At 72.4% G+C, this 15,574-nt stretch carries 14 protein-coding genes; 7 read left to right on the forward strand and 7 right to left on the reverse strand.

Features of this window, described 5'->3' with window-relative positions:
- Positions 1 to 90: 90 nt before the first annotated feature.
- Complete coding sequence (locus ACQCO7_RS05635; protein ID WP_464070775.1) at positions 91 to 669, reverse strand: TetR/AcrR family transcriptional regulator; 579 nt, start codon at positions 667 to 669, stop codon at positions 91 to 93.
- A 160-nt stretch (positions 670 to 829) separates the two neighbouring features.
- Positions 830 to 1,003, reverse strand: a complete 174-nt coding sequence (locus ACQCO7_RS05640; RefSeq protein WP_464070776.1) for a hypothetical protein — start codon at positions 1,001 to 1,003, stop codon at positions 830 to 832.
- Positions 1,004 to 1,441: 438 nt separating this feature from the next.
- On the opposite strand from ACQCO7_RS05640, the gene ACQCO7_RS05645 reads away from it, so the two are divergent.
- From ACQCO7_RS05645 to ACQCO7_RS05655, 3 genes are all read left to right on the forward strand, one after another.
- Entirely contained in the window at positions 1,442 to 1,897 is a 456-nt protein-coding gene (locus ACQCO7_RS05645; protein ID WP_464070777.1) for a hypothetical protein, read from the forward strand.
- Between the two features lie 245 nt (positions 1,898 to 2,142).
- Complete coding sequence (locus tag ACQCO7_RS05650) at positions 2,143 to 2,880, forward strand: SDR family oxidoreductase (protein WP_464070778.1); 738 nt, start codon at positions 2,143 to 2,145, stop codon at positions 2,878 to 2,880.
- Between the two features lie 286 nt (positions 2,881 to 3,166).
- Positions 3,167 to 4,024: a S1 family peptidase gene (locus ACQCO7_RS05655; protein ID WP_464070779.1), complete on the forward strand. Its 858-nt coding sequence runs from the start codon at positions 3,167 to 3,169 to the stop codon at positions 4,022 to 4,024.
- Positions 4,025 to 4,133: 109 nt separating this feature from the next.
- On the opposite strand, the gene ACQCO7_RS05660 is transcribed toward ACQCO7_RS05655, so the two are convergent.
- On the reverse strand, positions 4,134 to 5,087 hold the full coding sequence (locus tag ACQCO7_RS05660) for a LysR family transcriptional regulator (RefSeq protein WP_464070780.1): 954 nt from the start codon (positions 5,085 to 5,087) through the stop codon (positions 4,134 to 4,136).
- Between the two features lie 172 nt (positions 5,088 to 5,259).
- On the opposite strand from ACQCO7_RS05660, the gene ACQCO7_RS05665 reads away from it, so the two are divergent.
- Both ACQCO7_RS05665 and ACQCO7_RS05670 read left to right on the forward strand, forming a co-directional pair.
- Entirely contained in the window at positions 5,260 to 6,366 is a 1,107-nt protein-coding gene (locus ACQCO7_RS05665; RefSeq protein ID WP_464070781.1) for a PrpF domain-containing protein, read from the forward strand.
- Between the two features lie 104 nt (positions 6,367 to 6,470).
- The gene (locus tag ACQCO7_RS05670) at positions 6,471 to 7,712 is read left to right on the forward strand and encodes an SLC13 family permease (RefSeq protein WP_464077157.1); all 1,242 of its coding nucleotides are present in this window, start codon (positions 6,471 to 6,473) and stop codon (positions 7,710 to 7,712) included.
- 3 nt (positions 7,713 to 7,715) lie between these two features.
- Here the strand turns inward: ACQCO7_RS05670 and ACQCO7_RS05675 are convergent, their stop codons facing one another.
- The 4 genes from ACQCO7_RS05675 to ACQCO7_RS05690 all read right to left on the reverse strand — a co-directional run bounded on the left by ACQCO7_RS05675 (position 7,716) and on the right by ACQCO7_RS05690 (position 11,973).
- Complete coding sequence (locus ACQCO7_RS05675) at positions 7,716 to 8,756, reverse strand: LLM class flavin-dependent oxidoreductase (RefSeq protein WP_464070782.1); 1,041 nt, start codon at positions 8,754 to 8,756, stop codon at positions 7,716 to 7,718.
- Between the two features lie 126 nt (positions 8,757 to 8,882).
- On the reverse strand, positions 8,883 to 9,770 hold the full coding sequence (locus ACQCO7_RS05680; RefSeq protein ID WP_464070783.1) for a carbohydrate ABC transporter permease: 888 nt from the start codon (positions 9,768 to 9,770) through the stop codon (positions 8,883 to 8,885).
- Positions 9,770 to 10,615 (reverse strand): carbohydrate ABC transporter permease, encoded by an 846-nt coding sequence (locus ACQCO7_RS05685; RefSeq protein WP_464077158.1) that lies wholly within the window; start codon positions 10,613 to 10,615, stop codon positions 9,770 to 9,772. The genes ACQCO7_RS05680 and ACQCO7_RS05685 overlap by 1 nt, the downstream gene beginning before the upstream one ends.
- A gap of 41 nt (positions 10,616 to 10,656) precedes the next feature.
- Positions 10,657 to 11,973, reverse strand: a complete 1,317-nt coding sequence (locus tag ACQCO7_RS05690; protein WP_464070784.1) for an extracellular solute-binding protein — start codon at positions 11,971 to 11,973, stop codon at positions 10,657 to 10,659.
- A 221-nt stretch (positions 11,974 to 12,194) separates the two neighbouring features.
- Between ACQCO7_RS05690 and ACQCO7_RS05695 the strand changes: the two genes are divergently transcribed.
- Together ACQCO7_RS05695 and ACQCO7_RS05700 are read left to right on the forward strand one after the other, a co-directional pair.
- Complete coding sequence (locus ACQCO7_RS05695) at positions 12,195 to 13,226, forward strand: LacI family DNA-binding transcriptional regulator (RefSeq protein ID WP_464070785.1); 1,032 nt, start codon at positions 12,195 to 12,197, stop codon at positions 13,224 to 13,226.
- Positions 13,227 to 13,267: 41 nt separating this feature from the next.
- Entirely contained in the window at positions 13,268 to 15,574 is a 2,307-nt protein-coding gene (locus ACQCO7_RS05700; protein WP_464070786.1) for a beta-xylosidase/alpha-l-arabinosidase, read from the forward strand.

A 15,574-nucleotide genomic window follows, 5' to 3' on the forward strand; every position in this document is an offset into this window, starting at 1 on the left:
GCAGCCGATCGCCACGGCCGGACGGCCAGCCGCACCGGCACAGCCGATCGACTTCGCCGGTCGGCCGGTCGTGTTGGTGCGTTCACCCGCTCAACCGCCCTCGCTGCTCGGCCAGTTGCGCAGCAGTGCGTCCAGGCCGTCGAGGATGCGGAGCCAGCTCGTCTGGCTGTCGGGGCGGCTGTGGGCGAATCCGCCGGCCTCCTCCAGGCTGACGTACCCGTGCATGACGCTGCCGATGAGGCGTACGGCGTGGGTCTCGTCGGGTTCCGTGAGGGCGTAGCCGCGCAGGATCGCGCGGGTCATCCGGGAGTGCCGTACGCCGGCGCTCGCGGCGGCCGTCTCGGGGTCCAGGCGGAAGCGCGCGGCGGTGTAGCGGCCGGGGTGGGCGCGGGCGTAGTCGCGGTACACGTTCGCGAACGCGACGAGCGCGTCCTTGCCGGAGCGGCCCGCGAGGGCGTCGGCGGCGCGGTCGGCGAGTTCCTCCAGGGCGAGCAGGGCGATGCCCGTCTTCAGGTCCTGGGAGTTCTTGACGTGCGCGTACAGGCTCGCGACCCGTACGTCGAAGCGGCGGGCGAGCGCGGAGAGGGTGACGTTCTCGAAGCCGGCCTCGTCGGCGAGGTCCGCGCCCGCGAGGATCAGCCGGTCGGGGGTGAGTCCCACGCGCGCCATCGTCGTACCCCTTCTGTGACCCGGCATGCCGGAAGCAGCACGCCTGAAGGGATTATGGACTTACCTAAAGGCTTTAGGCAAGCAGCGAAGGGGACCCTCGTACTACAGGGGGAGCATGGGCGTGAAGGGGGGGCACGCCCATGCCGTATGTGTGGTCGCGTCAGTCGACGCTGGGGAGGATGTGCGGTTCGGCCAGGTCGTCCTCGTAGCCCGCGAGACGGATGGGGGCCGAGTGCGCCCACACGTCCAGGCTGCCGAGTTCTCCGGGCCTGCGGCCCGAGCCCTCCGTACGTTCCTTCGGGGGCTGCTCTAGGTTCGTCTTCTCCGGTGTCACCGCGCACTCCTTATGTGTCGGATCACCCTCGGGGCGTGCCGACCACTGTACGGTCCGGCGTCTGACGCACCCTCGGGCCTTGCTCGAATGCAGCTCGGACGCGGTGGCGCCGGCAACTCCTGGGAGAGCGGGCCGTGATGGACCGGCCTGCCCCACGGCGGACGATGGGCTCGGGTGGGATCCCGGTACTGCTGTCCGCCGAGCCCTAGGGTAACCAAATGAGCGGGGGTCCGCTCGATAGCGCTGAAAATTTGACGTAACGATGGGACGTCACTCCGATGTCATCCCTTGTCGGTTGACGCCGGGAGGCCCCTCGCAGTTCACCCGTTCGGCGTACCCCGCAGGTCTCGCCGCGCAGTTCAGGTGCCGTTGGCTCGGGCGCAAGGTCGCCATGCTGTGCTGGCTCGCGCACCGGCTGTCTCGCGGGAGGACCGACGGATGGAGCTGCGCAGCGTGGAGGAGCTGATGGATCTGCTGTACGCCTGCAAAGGGGTGCGGGAGACCGGGAGTACGCGCATCAGGGACGTCGGCGTCGATCTCCACGACCACGCCCTGCGGACCGCCGCGCTGCTGCGCCGCACCCGCCCCGCCGACAAGGAGCTCCAGCTCACGGGCCTCGTCCAGCCGGTCGGCCGACTCCTGTGCCCCACCGACCCCGCACACCGCGCCGCCCGCACGGCCGACGCCGTACGGCCCCTGCTCGGCCCGCGGGTCGCCGCGCTCCTGCGTCACCACCCCTGGACCGGGCACCACACGGACGACGACCTCGCGCGCCTCTCGCACGCCGCCGAGGAGGCGCGGTCCGCCGGGTTCGACGCGGGGGTGCTGGAGGACTGGCGGACGGTGCTGCATCTCGTCGCCGGGCGCAACTCGCCGTTGGGGGCGGTGGATTGAGGAGGCGGTGCTGACGCGGGTACGAAGCCGCCGCAGGTGCCGCCGCGCGTTGTCGGCCGGTCGCGCGGCACCGGCGTGTTCCGGCGCCGGACGCAACTTCCCTCCAGGGGGAGCCGGTTGACTTAGCGGGCCGCCCAGTCCCGCATCACCGGGTGCCGGTGTCGCGGCTCCGGCATGTTCCCGCGTCCCACCCAACTCCCCGCCAGACACTGTCAACTGACAGTCCGTCATGAGACGGTACGGCGATGCCCTCCTCCCCCGGCCGAGTGGCCCTAGTCACCGGTGCCACCCGAGGCATCGGACTCGCCGTCGCCCGTGCGCTCGCCGCGTCCGGCGCGCGGGTCTGTGTCACCGCCCGCGACCCCGCCGAGGTGCGCCGTACGGCCGGCTCCCTCGACGCGGTCGGCCTCCCCGGCGACCTCGCCGACCCCGGTCTCCCCGCCCGGCTGGTCTCCCTGGCCCTGCACGAGTACGGCCGCCTCGACGTCCTGGTCAACAACGCCGCCACCAACCAGCCCCTCGGCCCCCTCATGAACGCCGATCCCGCGCAGTGGGCCCGCGCCTTCGCCGTCAACGTCGAGGCACCCCTGCGGCTCACGCAGTGCGCCTGGCGGGGGTGGATGCGCGAGCACGGCGGCACGGTCGTCAACATCTGCACGGAGGGCGCGACCCACGTGGGGGCCGGCGTCGGGACGTACAGCGTCAGCAAGGCGGCGCTCCTGCGGCTGACCCAGCAACTGGCGGGCGAACTGGGGCCGGGGGTACGGGTGAACTCCGTCTCCCCCGGCCTGACCCGCACCGAGATGGCACGGTTCGCCTGGGAGAAGGGGACGGCGGAGGGGCTCCCGCTGGGCCGGTTCGGGGAGCCCGAGGACGTCGCGAAGGCGGTGATGTGGCTGGTGTCGGAGGAGGCGGGGTGGGTCACGGGGGCGGATCTGGTGGTGGACGGGGGAACGCGGGTACGGAGGGCGCGGACGTCCTGACGGGGCCGGGCGCGGGGGCTCCTCGCGGGCTCGGACGCGAAAGCGCGGGGCTCCTGACGGGCTGGAGGGCGGAGACCTCTTGTTGACGGGCGCGGGGCAGGCGGCCGGGAATCCCCTGCCGGCGCGTGGGCAACTCCGGCAGCGGCGAGGCGAGTTCGCGCCGGGGCGCCGGGGCGCCGTACCCCGTCCGCCGTCGTGCTCTTCGGCCGAAGCCCGTCTACCCGCCCCCGCCCCCGGCCCGGCACACTGAGGGCGTCGCGGCACGCACGTCCTCAGGGAGCCTCCCGTGATCCGAGCACAGCGCTTCGCCGTCCGACGTACGTGGTTGCTCGCCTCCGTGCTGAGCCTGTTCGCGGTGACCGGCCTCGGGGTGTCGGACGCCGGCGCGGCCGTACCCCTGGTCCGCGCCGCCTCCGCCGTCGAGGCCCTCGACGTGGCCGGTACCGCCTGGGTCGCCGACCGTCGTACCGGACGGCTCCGGGTCCTCGCCGACTCCACCGTCACCGCCCCGGACCTGGCCAGGATCCAGCGGGCCACCGGGCGTTCCGCGAGCGTCGAGCGGCTCGGCGGGCCGCTGCGGACGCTCCTGTCCGGCGGCGACGGCATCTACACGGCCGCCTGGCGCTGCTCGGTGGGCGTCAACGTGCAGGCGGGGTCGGCGTACTACTTCGTCACCGCGGGCCACTGCACCGAGGGCACGTCCACCTGGTACACCGACGCCGCCGGGAGCACCGTGGCCGGCGCCACCGTCAGCACCCGGTTCCCCGTCGACGACTTCGGCATCGTCCGCTACACGAACACGGCCGTACCCCACCCCGGCACCATCGGCGCCGTCGACATCACCGGCGCCGCGACCGCGTACGTCGGCGAGAGCGTCTGCCACCGGGGAGCCGTCAGCGGCGTGCACTGCGGCCGGGTCACCGGGCTGAACGCGACCGTCAACTACGGCGGCGGCGACGTCGTGTCCGGCCTGATCCAGACCAACATCTGCGCCGAGCCCGGCGACAGCGGCGGCCCGCTCTACGCCGGCGACAAGGTCCTCGGGATCATCTCCGGCGGCTCGGGGAACTGCGCCTCGGGAGGGACGACGTACTACCAGCCGATCCAGGAGGCGCTGAACGCGTACGGGGTGTCGGTCTACTGAGGGGACGCCGCACCGGGAAGCCGTAACCGCGCCCGGCGATCCGGGCGTTCCCGCCACCGGCCCTTGCCGCCGCCCCTTGTCGCCGGGTGGCCCGGCGTGCGGCCGGACCTCAACCCCTGCGGACCGCCCCCAGCTGGGCCCTGTGGAGGTCCGGCGCCGTGAACCGCTGCGCCACCGCGCGCAGCACCCGGGCCATCGCCTGGGCGGGCGGCGTCGCCGGGCGGGCCCTGGCGCGGGCCAGGAGGATGCGGCGGGTCGGTGCCGGGGCGTCGGCCGCGAGCGGCAGGAGGCGTACGTCGCTGCGGCGGCTGGTGAGGGCCAGGCGCGGGGCGAGCGCGATGCCGAGGCCGGCGGCGACCATGGCCTGGGCCTCCTGGTAGTCGTGCGAGGAGTAGGCGATGCGCGGCTCGAACCCCGCCCGGCGGCAGCTGCGGCGCAGGACGTCGGCGACGGGGTGGTTGTCGGCGCGGATGATCCACTCCTGGTCGGCGAGGTCGGCGAGGCGTACGGAGGGGTGGGTGCGCAGGGGTGAGTCGGCGGGGACGACCAGCACCGTCGGGTCGTCCAGCAGGTGGGTGAGGGCGAGCGCCGGGTCGTCGAGGCGGTTCCACTCGTAGTCCCACAGCAGCCCCTGTTCGACCTCGCCGGTGTGCAGCATCTCCCGCAGCTCCGCGAGGACTCCGGCACGCACCTCGATACGGATACCGGCGTGGCGGCGGCGGAAGCGGGTGAGCGCCAGCGGCAGCAGGGACGCGCTCGCCGTGGGGAACGAACCGAGCCGCAGGGTGCCCTGGTCGAGGGCGGTGAAGGAGTCCAAGTCGGCCTGGGCTGCGCGGAGTTCGCGGCGGATGGCCCGGCCGCGCTCGGCGAGGGCGGCGCCCGCCGGGGTGGGCCGGATCCCGCGCGGCAGCCGCTCGACGAGGGGCTGGCCCGCCTCCTGCTCCAGCAGCGACATCTGCTGGGAGGCGGCGGAGGTCGTCATGCCGAGGGCCTCCGCCGCGGCGGTGAGCGAACCGCGCTCGGCGGCCTCGGCAAGGAGCAGCAGGCGGCGCACGTTGAGCATGCGGACGACTTTAGCTGAGCTAAACCCTGGTGAAGCGAACTGCGATTGTTCCGAAGTCGTCCCTCTGCGAAGGTCTCCGCAATCGCCGAGCGGTTCACCGGCACGCAACACGGCCGTAACCGCAGCCGCGACCCCCTTCCCTCCCTCCACCGCTTCAGGAAGAGTCTCCGACGTGCACATTCCCGCGACCCTGGTGCGTGGCGGCACGAGCAAGTGCTGGCTGTTCAACCAGGTCGACGTCCCCGCCGACCGCGCCGACCTCGAACGGCTGCTGGTCTCCGCGTACGGCGCCACCGACCCCGTCGAGCTGGACGGGGTGGGCGGGGCGACCCCCACCACCTCGAAGGCCGCCGTGGTCGGCGCCTCGCCCGAGCCCGGCGTCGACGTCGACTACCTGTTCGCCCAGGTCGGGATCGGGACGGGCACGGTGGAGTGGACGAGCAACTGCGGCAACTGCGCCACCGGCGTCGCCCTGTACGCGGTGAGCAAGGGACTGGTTCCGGTCACCGGCGACCAGACACGCGTGGTGATGCGCAACACCAACACGGGCGCGGTCCTCGAAGGGCTCGTCGACACCCTCGGGGGCGTCGTGCACCACTTCGGCGGCCAGACGGTGCCCGGCACCCGGGCCGGCGGGGTCGCGGTCGGCCTCACCTTCCGCGACCCGGCCGACGCGCTGCTGCCCACCGGGCACGCCGTCCAGGATCTACCGGTCGGCGAGGAGCAGGTGCGCGTGAGCATGGTGACGGCGGGGGCGCCGGTCGTCCTCGTCGACGCCGTCCGGGCCGGGCGCACCGGCGCCGAGTCGCTGGAGCGGGTGGGCGCGGACGTGCCCTGGCTGCGGGCCGTCCGGCATGCCGCCGCGCCGCTGATGGGGCTGCTCGCGCCGGGTGCGGAACCCGGGGACGCGGTGCCCAAGGTGGGGCTGGCCGGGCCGCCGGTGCCGTACACGACGACCCTCGGTGACGCGGTCGGTGCCGGGGAGTACGACGTGTCGGTGCGGATGCTCAGCATGAACGCGCCGCACCCCGCGATCGGGCTGACCTCCGCCGTCGCCGTCGCGGCGGCCGGACTGCTCGCCGGGTCCGTGGTCTCTGAGGTCACCGGCGGGCCCACCTCCGAGTGGCTGCGCCTGGGCACGCCCGCCGGTGTCGTCGCGGTGCGCTGCGCCGACGTACAAGGCGGCGTGCCGCGCCGGATCACCGTGCAGCGGGCGGCGCGACTGCTCGCCGACGCGCGCATCTACGTACCGGACGCCGGCAGTTCCCGGGCTGCCTGAGCCACGACGAACGTCACCTCGGTCGGGCCGGTCCCCAGCGGCCCGTACCGCGACACCCGCATGTCCCGTTCCCCACCGCATCAAGGACAAAGATGTCTGCTGAAGTGATCTCCGTAGGAGCCCTGCTGGTGATGTTCGTGGTCGGCACCGTGCTGCCGATCAACCTGGGCATCCTCGCCTTCGTCGCCACCTTCACGATCGGGACGGCCTCGCTCGGCCTCACCGAGGACGAGATCTTCGACGGGTTCCCGGCGAAGCTCTTCGTCACCATCGTCGGTGTCACCTATCTGTTCTCCGTCGCCCGCCGCAACGGCACCATCGACTGGCTCGTCGCGGCCGGCGTACGGCTGGTGCGGGGCAAGGTGCAGCTCATCCCCTGGGTGCTGTTCCTGGTGGCCGCGCTGCTGACGGCGTTCGGCACGTTCACGCCGGCCGCGGTCGCGATCCTCGCGCCGATCGGCATGAACTTCGCCCACCGCTACCGGCTCAACCCGCTGGTCGTCGGGATGATGGTGATCAGCGGCGGGCACGCGGGCGCGTTCTCCCCGCTGGCCGTCTCCGGGGCGCTGGTCCTCGGCCTCGTCGACAAGACCGAACTGCACGTCTCCGCCGTGACGTTGTTCGGCGCGAGCTTCGCCATCAACCTGGTGCTGGCGATCCTCACCTATGTGCTGCTCGCCAAGCGCCCGGCGCCGCTGCTCGAAGAGGACGCGGAGCACGCCGGTGACGAGGACCTCGACATATCCGCCAGACCCGACTGGCGGCAGTGGCTCACCCTCGCCTCGCTGGCCGGACTCGTCATCGGCGCGCTCGGCTTCCACCTGGAGATCGGCTTCCTCGCGCTGGCCGCCGGCACGCTGCTCGCCCTCGTGGACATGAAGCGGCAGGAGAAGGCCGTGGACGGCATCAGCTGGTCCACCCTGCTGCTGGTCGCGGGCATGATGACGTACATCGCGATGCTGGAGAAGGCCGGCGTCATCGACAACATCTCCGAGCACGCCGCGAACCTGGGGGCTCCGCTCCTCGTCGCGCTGCTGCTGTGCTTCACCGTCGCCATCACCTCCGCGTTCGCCTCCTCCACGGCGATCCTGACCGCGATCATCCCCATCGCCGTGCCGCTCCTGCTCTCCAGCCACCTCAGCGCCGCCGGTCTGATCGCCGCGCTCGCCGTCTCCACGACGATCGTCGACACGTCTCCCTTCTCGACCAACGGGGCGCTCGTCCTCAGCAACGCGCGCGGCGTGGACCCCCGGCGCTTCTACCGGCAGGTCATCAGCTACACCGGGGCGATCGTCGCCGTCGGACCCCTCGTGGCCTGGGGTGCGCTGGTGCTGCCCTGGTCGTAGTCCTCAGGCCAGGAGTCCGGCGAGCCGGGCCATCTCGGCGGGCGGGTCGATCACCGGCTGGACCAGGAGGTCGGTGACGCCCGCCCGTTCCAGCGCGGTGATACGGGTACGGAGGTCGTCGCGGGTGCCGACGAGGGCCAGCATGTTCATCAGCTCCGGGAGGATCAGGTCCCGGTCCTGCGGGGCGATGCGGCCGAGGTAGCCCGGGTACAGCTTGGTGTACCGGTCCGGCGCGGTGGCCGTGGTGCCGCGCCGGACCAGGAGTTTCCGTACCGCCTCGCGCACCTCGGGGCCGAGCTGCTCCGCCACCGCCGGGGTGTCGGCGGCGAAGTCCAGCAGCGACAGGACGAGGTGCCCGGTCGCGTCCCGCGCGGCGTCGTTGTCGGGGGCCTCGCCGTCGGTCAGCAGGTGGAGGGCGGTGACGACGTACGCGTGGGGGGTGTCCGGCGTGGGGTGGGCCGCTCGGCGGGCCTCGTGCAGGGCGTGCCAGCCGGCGGGGTCGAGCAGGCCGAAGGAGATGAGCCCCGCGCCACGGCGTCCGGCGACGGCGGCGGCCTTCGGGCCGTGCAGCGCGGCGACGGCGAACTCGACCGGCTCGGTGGTGTTCACCTGCCGCCCGGCGTGCAGGAACCGGATCTCACGGACCCGGTCGCCCTCGCGGTACGCGGTCGGGCGTCCGGCGCACAGCTCCTGTAGGGCGGCGGTGAAGTCCTCCAGTACGGCCGCCGTCGTGGGCGGCATCCCGAGCGTCCGCCGGGCCGTGTTCCCCGTACCGACCCCGCAGATGATCCGGCCCGGCGCGAGGGCGTTGAGACTGGCGAAGGCGCTGGCCGAGGCGGGCGCCGACCGCAGGGCCGGCGAGGTCACGCCGACACCGAGCCGGATCCGCCGGGTGGCCTTCGCGCACAGCGCCAGGGCGACGAAGGGGTCCCCGTGCACCATCGGCGTGTCGTTCACCCAGAAACTGCGCAGCCCCAACTCCTCGGCCCGCACGGCGAGTTCCTCCACACCGGCCTGAGCGGCGACCACCACACCTGCACGCACCGAACCTCCAGGGCACGGGGACCGAGCCGGACGTACCCATCATGCCGCGCCTCGGCTCCCCCCGTGGCGAACGGGGGGCGGCCCACCGGAAGGGACCGGTGAGCCGCCCCCGGGGGCACTCCTCTTCTACTTTCCGAACCCCGCCGTCATCCCCCCGATGAGCTGGCGGCGCCCCACCACGTACAGGGCGAGGATCGGCAGCGTGGAGAGGACCACGGCGGCCAGGACGGCCGGGACGTTGATCGTGAACTCGCCCTGGAAGCTCCAGACGAAGAGCGGGAGGACGCGTTTGTCGGGGCTCTGGGTGAGGATCAGCGGGAAGAGGAAGCCGTTCCAGACGTTGAGCGCGTCGTAGATGGTGACGGTGATGAGGGCCGGGCGGGACAGCGGCAGGGCGAGGCTCCACAGCATGCGCCAGTGCCCGGCGCCGTCGGCGCGCATCGACTCGTACAGCTCGTCGGGTATGTCCCGCAGGAAGTTGACGAGGATGACCACCGTGAGGGGGATCGCGAAGGCCGCCGAGGGGAGGGCGACCGCGGGCAGGGTGTCGTACATGTTCGCCTTGGCGATCAGGTAGTACACGGGGATGATCGTCGCCTGGAGGGGGATCGCGAGGCCGAGCAGGAAGACGCTGAACGCCCAGCGCAGGGCGCGGCCGGTGCCGCGCACGACGGCGTAGGCGGCGAGGAAGGACACCGACAGCGTGAGCGCGGTGGCGCCGGCCGTGACCAGGACGCTGTTGAGGAGGTAGTGGGTGAAGCCGTTGTCGAGGACCTGGCGGTAGTTGTCCAGGGTCGGGTCCGTCGGGACGGCGAGGGGGTTGGCCTCGAAGAAGCCTTCCCGGGTGCGCAGGCTGGTGACGACGACCCAGTACACGGGGACGAGGACGACGACCAGCCAGAGCAGGCCGCCCAGCGCGCCCAGCGGGTTGGTGCGGCGCAGCCGGGAGAAGCGGCCCGGTGGCGGCCCGGCGGAGATCTTCGCGAGGGACGGGGCGTCGGTGAGGAGGGTCATCACGCACCTGCCTGCTGGCTGCGCATCCGGCTGAAGCCGGAGAAGCGGACGAGAGCGAGGGAGAGAAGGAGGCCGGCCGCGACGAGGACCACGGATACGGCGCTGGCGAGGCCCATGTCGTTGCTCTGGAAGCCGGTGATGTACATGTCGAGCGGGAGGAGCCGGGTCGCGTAGCCGGGGCCGCCGCCGGTGAGCACGAACACGAGGTCGAAGTAGGTGAGCGAGCCGACGGTCATGAGCGTCGAGGACGTGACGACGGTGTAGCGCAGCTGGGGCAGGGTGATGTGCCAGAACTGCTTAACGCGCCCGGCGCCGTCGATCGAGGCGGCCTCGTACAGCGAGGCGGGGATCTGGCGGGTCCCGGCCTGGTAGAGCAGCGTGTGGAACGGCACGAACTGCCAGCTGACGGCGAACACCACGGCGTAGAAGGCGAGGTCGGGGTCGCCCAGCCAGTTCTGGTCGAGCAGGGACAGGCCGAGGGAGGCGCCGAGGCCGAAGTTGGGGTCGAGGAGGTTCTTGAAGATGACGGCGATGGCGGCCGTGGAGATGAGCATCGGGACGAAGTAGAAGACGGCGAGCAGGGCCCGGTAGCGCTGCTTCCCGGCGACGAAGACTCCGAGCAGGAGGCTGATCGGTGTCTGTACGGCCCAGCTGATCAGCATCATCTTGAGGGTGAGCCACAGCGCGTGGCGGGTGACGTCGCTGGTGAGGGCGGTGTGCCAGTTGTCGAGGCCGGTCCAGGCGGGGGTGCCGAGGCCGTCCCAGCGGGTGAAGCTGAGGTAGACGACGATCGCCATCGGCGCGAGGGCGAACAGCGTGAACAGGAGCAGGGCGGGCAGCGCCATCGCGAACGGCGGGCCGCCGCCCCGCCGGGTGGCCGTGGTGCTCACTTCGCCGCCGCCTCGTCCATGACGGCGCAGAACTTCCGCGGGTCGAGCTGGCCCAGGAAGAGCTGGTCGAGGCGGGTGAGGAGTTCGTTGCCGAGTTCCGGGGACAGCGCCTGGTCCCAGGAGAGCTGGAAGTTCTTCGCGTCGCGGGTGAGGTGGTAGACGTACGTCACCCAGTCCGCGTTGTCGGCGGTCCTGAGCTTGGCGTCGAGGCCCTTGACGGGCGGGACGTCGCCGTTCTTGAGGAGGCTGTCGACGTAGGTGTCGTTGTAGACGCCGTCCTTGAGGTACGCCACGGCGGTCTTCTTCTCCTTGGCGTCGGCCTGCGCGGACACCGAGAAGAAGTTGGCCGGGTTGCCGACGATGTTCGTGGCGTCGCCCTTGCCGCCGGTGACGGCGGGGAAGGCCGTCCAGCCGAGGTGGCCCTCGGAGACGAACGTCGGTGAGCCGGTGTTCATGGTGCCGAAGGCCCAGCTGCCCTGGAGGATCATCGCGGCCTTGCCGGTGTAGAGCTGGGCCTCGGCCTGTCCGGTGTCGGCGGTGACGGAGGTGAAGCCCTTGGCGAAGCCGCCCGCGTCCACCAGCTCTCTGATCATTTGCGCGGCCTTGAGGACCGCCGGCTGGGACCAGGCGCCTTTCTCGCCGGCGGCGATGTCCGCGAAGGCCCCGGGGCCGCCGACGCGGTCGACGAGGTACTCCAGCCACATCAGGTCGGGCCATTTGGAGGCGCCGCCCATGGCGAGGGGGGCGATGCCCCGGGCCTTGAGCTTCGCGACGGCGGTCAGCAGGTCGTCCCAGGTCTTCGGGGGCTGTACGCCGGCCTTCGCGAAGAGCTGCTTGTTGTAGTAGAGGACGACGGGCTGGACGCCGTTGGCGGGGACGCCGTAGGTCTTGCCGTCGAAGGTGGTGGACTTCAGGACGGTGGGGAAGAGGCGTTCCTTCCACGCCGGGTTCCGGTCCAGGTCGGGGGTGAGGTCGGCGACCTTGCCCGCGTCCACGTAGTTCTTGAGGGCGCCGCCGCCCCAGTTCTCGAACAGGACCGGGCCGTTGCCGGCGCCGACGGCCGTACGCAGTTTCTGCTTGTAGGGGTCGTTCTGGAAGAACTGGTAGCTGATCCCGCTGTCCGGGTGGGCCTTGTTCCACTCGGTGGCGGAGGACCGGAAGGTCGTCTCGGAGCCCTGGGTCAGCGCCCAGACGAGGGCTCCGCCGCCGGAGCCGCCGTCTGCGGTCCGGCCGCCGCTGCCGCAGGCGGAGACGGTCAGGGCCAGGGCCGCCGTGGTCACGGTCAGGGTGGTACGGAGAGTTCGGACGGTCATCGTTGAGCTCCTTCGGCTCTCCAGGGGCCCGAGCGTGCCGCGCCGTCCGCGAGAGACCGGCTCGAAAATTTTCGAAACCCCTGTGGTGCATCGCCGATAAATTAGGGGGGGTGTTTTCGTCGGGTCAAGGTGTCGGCGTCGTAAATATTCATGCGGAGACCATCCCTGGACCTGACCGAAAGCTTGCGCTAACGTCCCCGTAAGTCTTCGAAAGGACCAGCATGGCGAAGAGAGCCGTCGAGCGGAGCCGAACCACGCTGACCGGCGTCGCCGAAGCGGCCGGGGTGTCGGTGGCCACCGTGTCGAAGGTGGTCAACGGCCGCAGCGACGTGTCGCCGGAGACCCGCGCGCGCGTCGAGCGGCTCCTCGTCGAGCACGACTACGTCGCCCGGGGGCCCGGCGGGGCGCAGTCCCCCGTCCGGATCGTCGACCTCACCTTCGACCGGCTGGTCAACCCCAACAACCTGGTGATCACCCAGGGGGTCACCGAGGCGGCGGCACAGGCGGGTGTCGAGGTCGTGATCGGTACGGCCCCCGACGACCCGCTCGGCGCCGCGTGGGCCCGGCGGATCACCAACGCGGGCCGGGAGGGCGTCATCCTCGTGACGTCCGAACTGACCGCGCGGCAGCGGGCCCAGTTCACGCAGGCGGAGATCCCGCTGGTGCTGATCGACCCGATGAACGTCCCCGACGACAGCGTGCCGAGCATCGGCGCCACCAACTTCAGCGGCGGCATGGCCGCCACCGAGCACCTGCTGAGGCTCGGCCACCGCCGCATCGCGATGATCGAGGGCACGCACGACGCCCTGTGCAACACCGCACGCCTGCACGGCTACCAGGCCGCCCTCACCGGCGCCGGCCTCACCCCGGACCCCGCCCTCATCAAGCAGGGCGACTTCCGCTTCGCCCCCGCCCACCAGGCGGCGCTGGAGCTCTTCGCCCTGGCCGACCCGCCGACGGCCGTCTTCGCCGCCAACGACCTCGAAGCGTTCGGCGTCATCGAGGCCGCCCGCGTCCACGGCCTGCGCGTGCCGCAGGACGTCAGCGTCGTCGGCTTCGACGACACCGCCGCCGCCTCGACCTCCGCGCCGCCCCTCACCACCGTCCGCCAGCCCTTCGCCGAGATCGGGCGGGCCTCCCTGCGCGCCCTGCTGCGGCTCTCGGCCGGCGAACCCCTCGACAGCCACCGCGTGGAGCTGGCCACCCAACTCGTCGTGCGGGCCTCCACGGCACCGCCGCCCGTCCGCTCCTGAACTCGCCGGCGCCCCGCGCCGCCACACCTCAAGGACGCACCATGACCACTCCTTGGGCCGATCCGGCCTGCCCGCGTGACGACAGGGTCGAGGCCCTCCTCGCGGAGATGACCCTGGAGGAGAAGCTCGCCCAGCTCGGCAGTGCCTGGCCCGGCGTCGAGCACGTCAGCGGCAATGTCGCCCCGATGCAGGACGTCTTCGCCCGCCACACCGACTTCTCCGACGCCCGCAAGAACGGCCTCGGCCACCTCACCCGCCCGTTCGGCACCAAGCCGGTGGAACCGGCCGAGGGCGCCCGCCGGCTCGCCGCCACGCAGCGGGAGCTGATGACGGGCACCCGGCTCGGCATCCCCGCCCTCGCGCACGAGGAGTGCCTGACCGGGTTCACCACCTACCACGCCACCGTCTTCCCGGCCGCCCTCGCCTGGGCCGCCGCCTTCGACCCCGCCCTCGTCGAGCGCATGGCCCACGCCATCGGCACGAGCATGCGGAGCGTCGGCGTCCACCAGGGCCTCTCCCCCGTCCTGGACGTCGTGCGCGACTACCGCTGGGGCCGCGTGGAGGAGACCCTCGGCGAGGACCCGTACCTCGTCGCGACGACCGGCACCGCCTACGTCCGCGGCCTGGAGTCCGCCGGGATCATCGCCACCCTCAAGCACTTCGCCGGGTACTCCGCGTCCAAGGCCGCCCGCAACCACGCCCCCGTCTCCATGGGCCCGCGCGAGTTCGCCGACGTGATCCTGCCGCCGTTCGAGACCGCGATCCGCGAGGGCGGCGCCCGCTCGGTGATGAACTCCTACGCCGACGTCGACGGCATGCCCGCCGGCGCGGACGCCGGGCTGCTGACCGGGCTCCTGCGCGAGGAGTGGGGGTTCGAGGGAACGGTCGTCTCCGACTACTGGTCGGTGGCGTTCCTCCGCACGACGCACCACATCGCGGCCACCGACGGCGAGGCCGGCGCCCGCGCCCTGGCCGCCGGGATCGACGTCGAACTCCCGGACACCCTGTGCTACGGCGAACCCCTCGCCGAACTCGTCCGCTCCGGCGCCGTCCCGGAGGACCTCGTCGACCGCGCCGTACGACGCGTCCTGCGCCAGAAGGCCGACCTCGGGCTCCTCGACGCCGGGTACACGCCGGACACCGGCCTCGGTGAACCGGTCGACCTCGACCCGCCCGCGCACCGCGCGCTCGCCCGGCAACTCGCCGAGCGGAGCGTCGTCCTGCTCGACAACCACGAGGGCCTGCTGCCCCTCGCCCCCGGCACCGCGTCCGTCGCCCTGGTCGGGCCGAGCGCCGACGACCCCAACGCGTTCTTCGGCTGCTACTCCTTCCCCAACCACGTCCTCCCCCACCACCCCGGCCACGGCAACGGCATCGAGACGCCGACCCTGCTGGACGCCCTCGCCCGCGAACTGCCCACCACCCGCATCGCCTACGAACAGGGCTGCCCGGTCAAGGACCCCGACCGCTCCGGCATCGCGGCGGCCGTCGAGCAGGCCGAGCGGGCGGACGTCTGCGTCGCCGTCGTCGGCGACCTCGCCGGGCTCTTCGGCCGGGGCACGTCCGGCGAGGGCTGCGACGTGGAGGACCTCGCACTCCCCGGCGTCCAGGGCGAACTCGTCGAAGCGCTCCTGGCCACCGGCACGCCCGTCGTCCTCCTCGTCGTCTCCGGACGGCCCTACGCGCTCGGCGCGTACACCGGCCGCGCGGCGGCGATCGTGCAGGCGTTCTTCCCCGGCGAGGAGGGCGGGCCCGCCCTCGCGGGCGTCCTCTCCGGCCGCGTCACCCCGTCGGGCAAGCTCCCCGTCCAGGTGCCGCGTACGGCGGGCGGCCAGCCCGGCACCTACCTGCACGCGCCCCTCGGCGGCAACAGCCGGGGCGTCAGCAACCTCGACCCCACACCCTCCTACCCCTTCGGGCACGGGCTGTCGTACACGGAGTTCGCCTACACGGATCTCACCCTCGGCGCCGCCGAGATCCCGACCGACGGCGAGGTCGAGATCAGCTGCCTCGTCCGCAACACCGGCGAACGCGCGGGGACCGAGGTGGTCCAGCTCTACACCGCCGACCCGGTCGCCCAGCTCCCCCGGCCCGTCACCCAGTTGACCGGCTTCGCCCGCGTCGGCCTCGCGCCCGGCCAGGAACGCCGGGTCACCTTCCGGCTGCACACCGACCGCCTCGCCTACACCGGCCCCACCATGCACCGCATCGTGGAACCCGGCGAGATCACCGTCATGCTCGGCGCCTCCAGCGCCGACATCCGCCTCACCGGAACCCTCCACCTCACCGGCCCCGTACGCCGCGCCGGCCACGACCGGGTCCTCAGCACACCGGCCACGATCGGCTGA

The organism is Streptomyces saintjeani (assembly GCF_055409605.1).

Coding starts and splice junctions, on each gene's coding strand:
- ACQCO7_RS05650 (WP_464070778.1), top strand. CDS start 2,143: ATGCCCTCCTCCCCCGGCCGAGTGGCCCTAGTCACCGGTGCCACCCGA.
- ACQCO7_RS05695 (WP_464070785.1), top strand. CDS start 12,195: ATGGCGAAGAGAGCCGTCGAGCGGAGCCGAACCACGCTGACCGGCGTC.
- ACQCO7_RS05660 (WP_464070780.1), bottom strand. CDS start 5,087: ATGCTCAACGTGCGCCGCCTGCTGCTCCTTGCCGAGGCCGCCGAGCGC.
- ACQCO7_RS05700 (WP_464070786.1), top strand. CDS start 13,268: ATGACCACTCCTTGGGCCGATCCGGCCTGCCCGCGTGACGACAGGGTC.
- ACQCO7_RS05645 (WP_464070777.1), top strand. CDS start 1,442: ATGGAGCTGCGCAGCGTGGAGGAGCTGATGGATCTGCTGTACGCCTGC.
- ACQCO7_RS05685 (WP_464077158.1), bottom strand. CDS start 10,615: ATGGCGCTGCCCGCCCTGCTCCTGTTCACGCTGTTCGCCCTCGCGCCG.
- ACQCO7_RS05690 (WP_464070784.1), bottom strand. CDS start 11,973: ATGACCGTCCGAACTCTCCGTACCACCCTGACCGTGACCACGGCGGCC.
- ACQCO7_RS05635 (WP_464070775.1), bottom strand. CDS start 669: ATGGCGCGCGTGGGACTCACCCCCGACCGGCTGATCCTCGCGGGCGCG.
- ACQCO7_RS05680 (WP_464070783.1), bottom strand. CDS start 9,770: ATGACCCTCCTCACCGACGCCCCGTCCCTCGCGAAGATCTCCGCCGGG.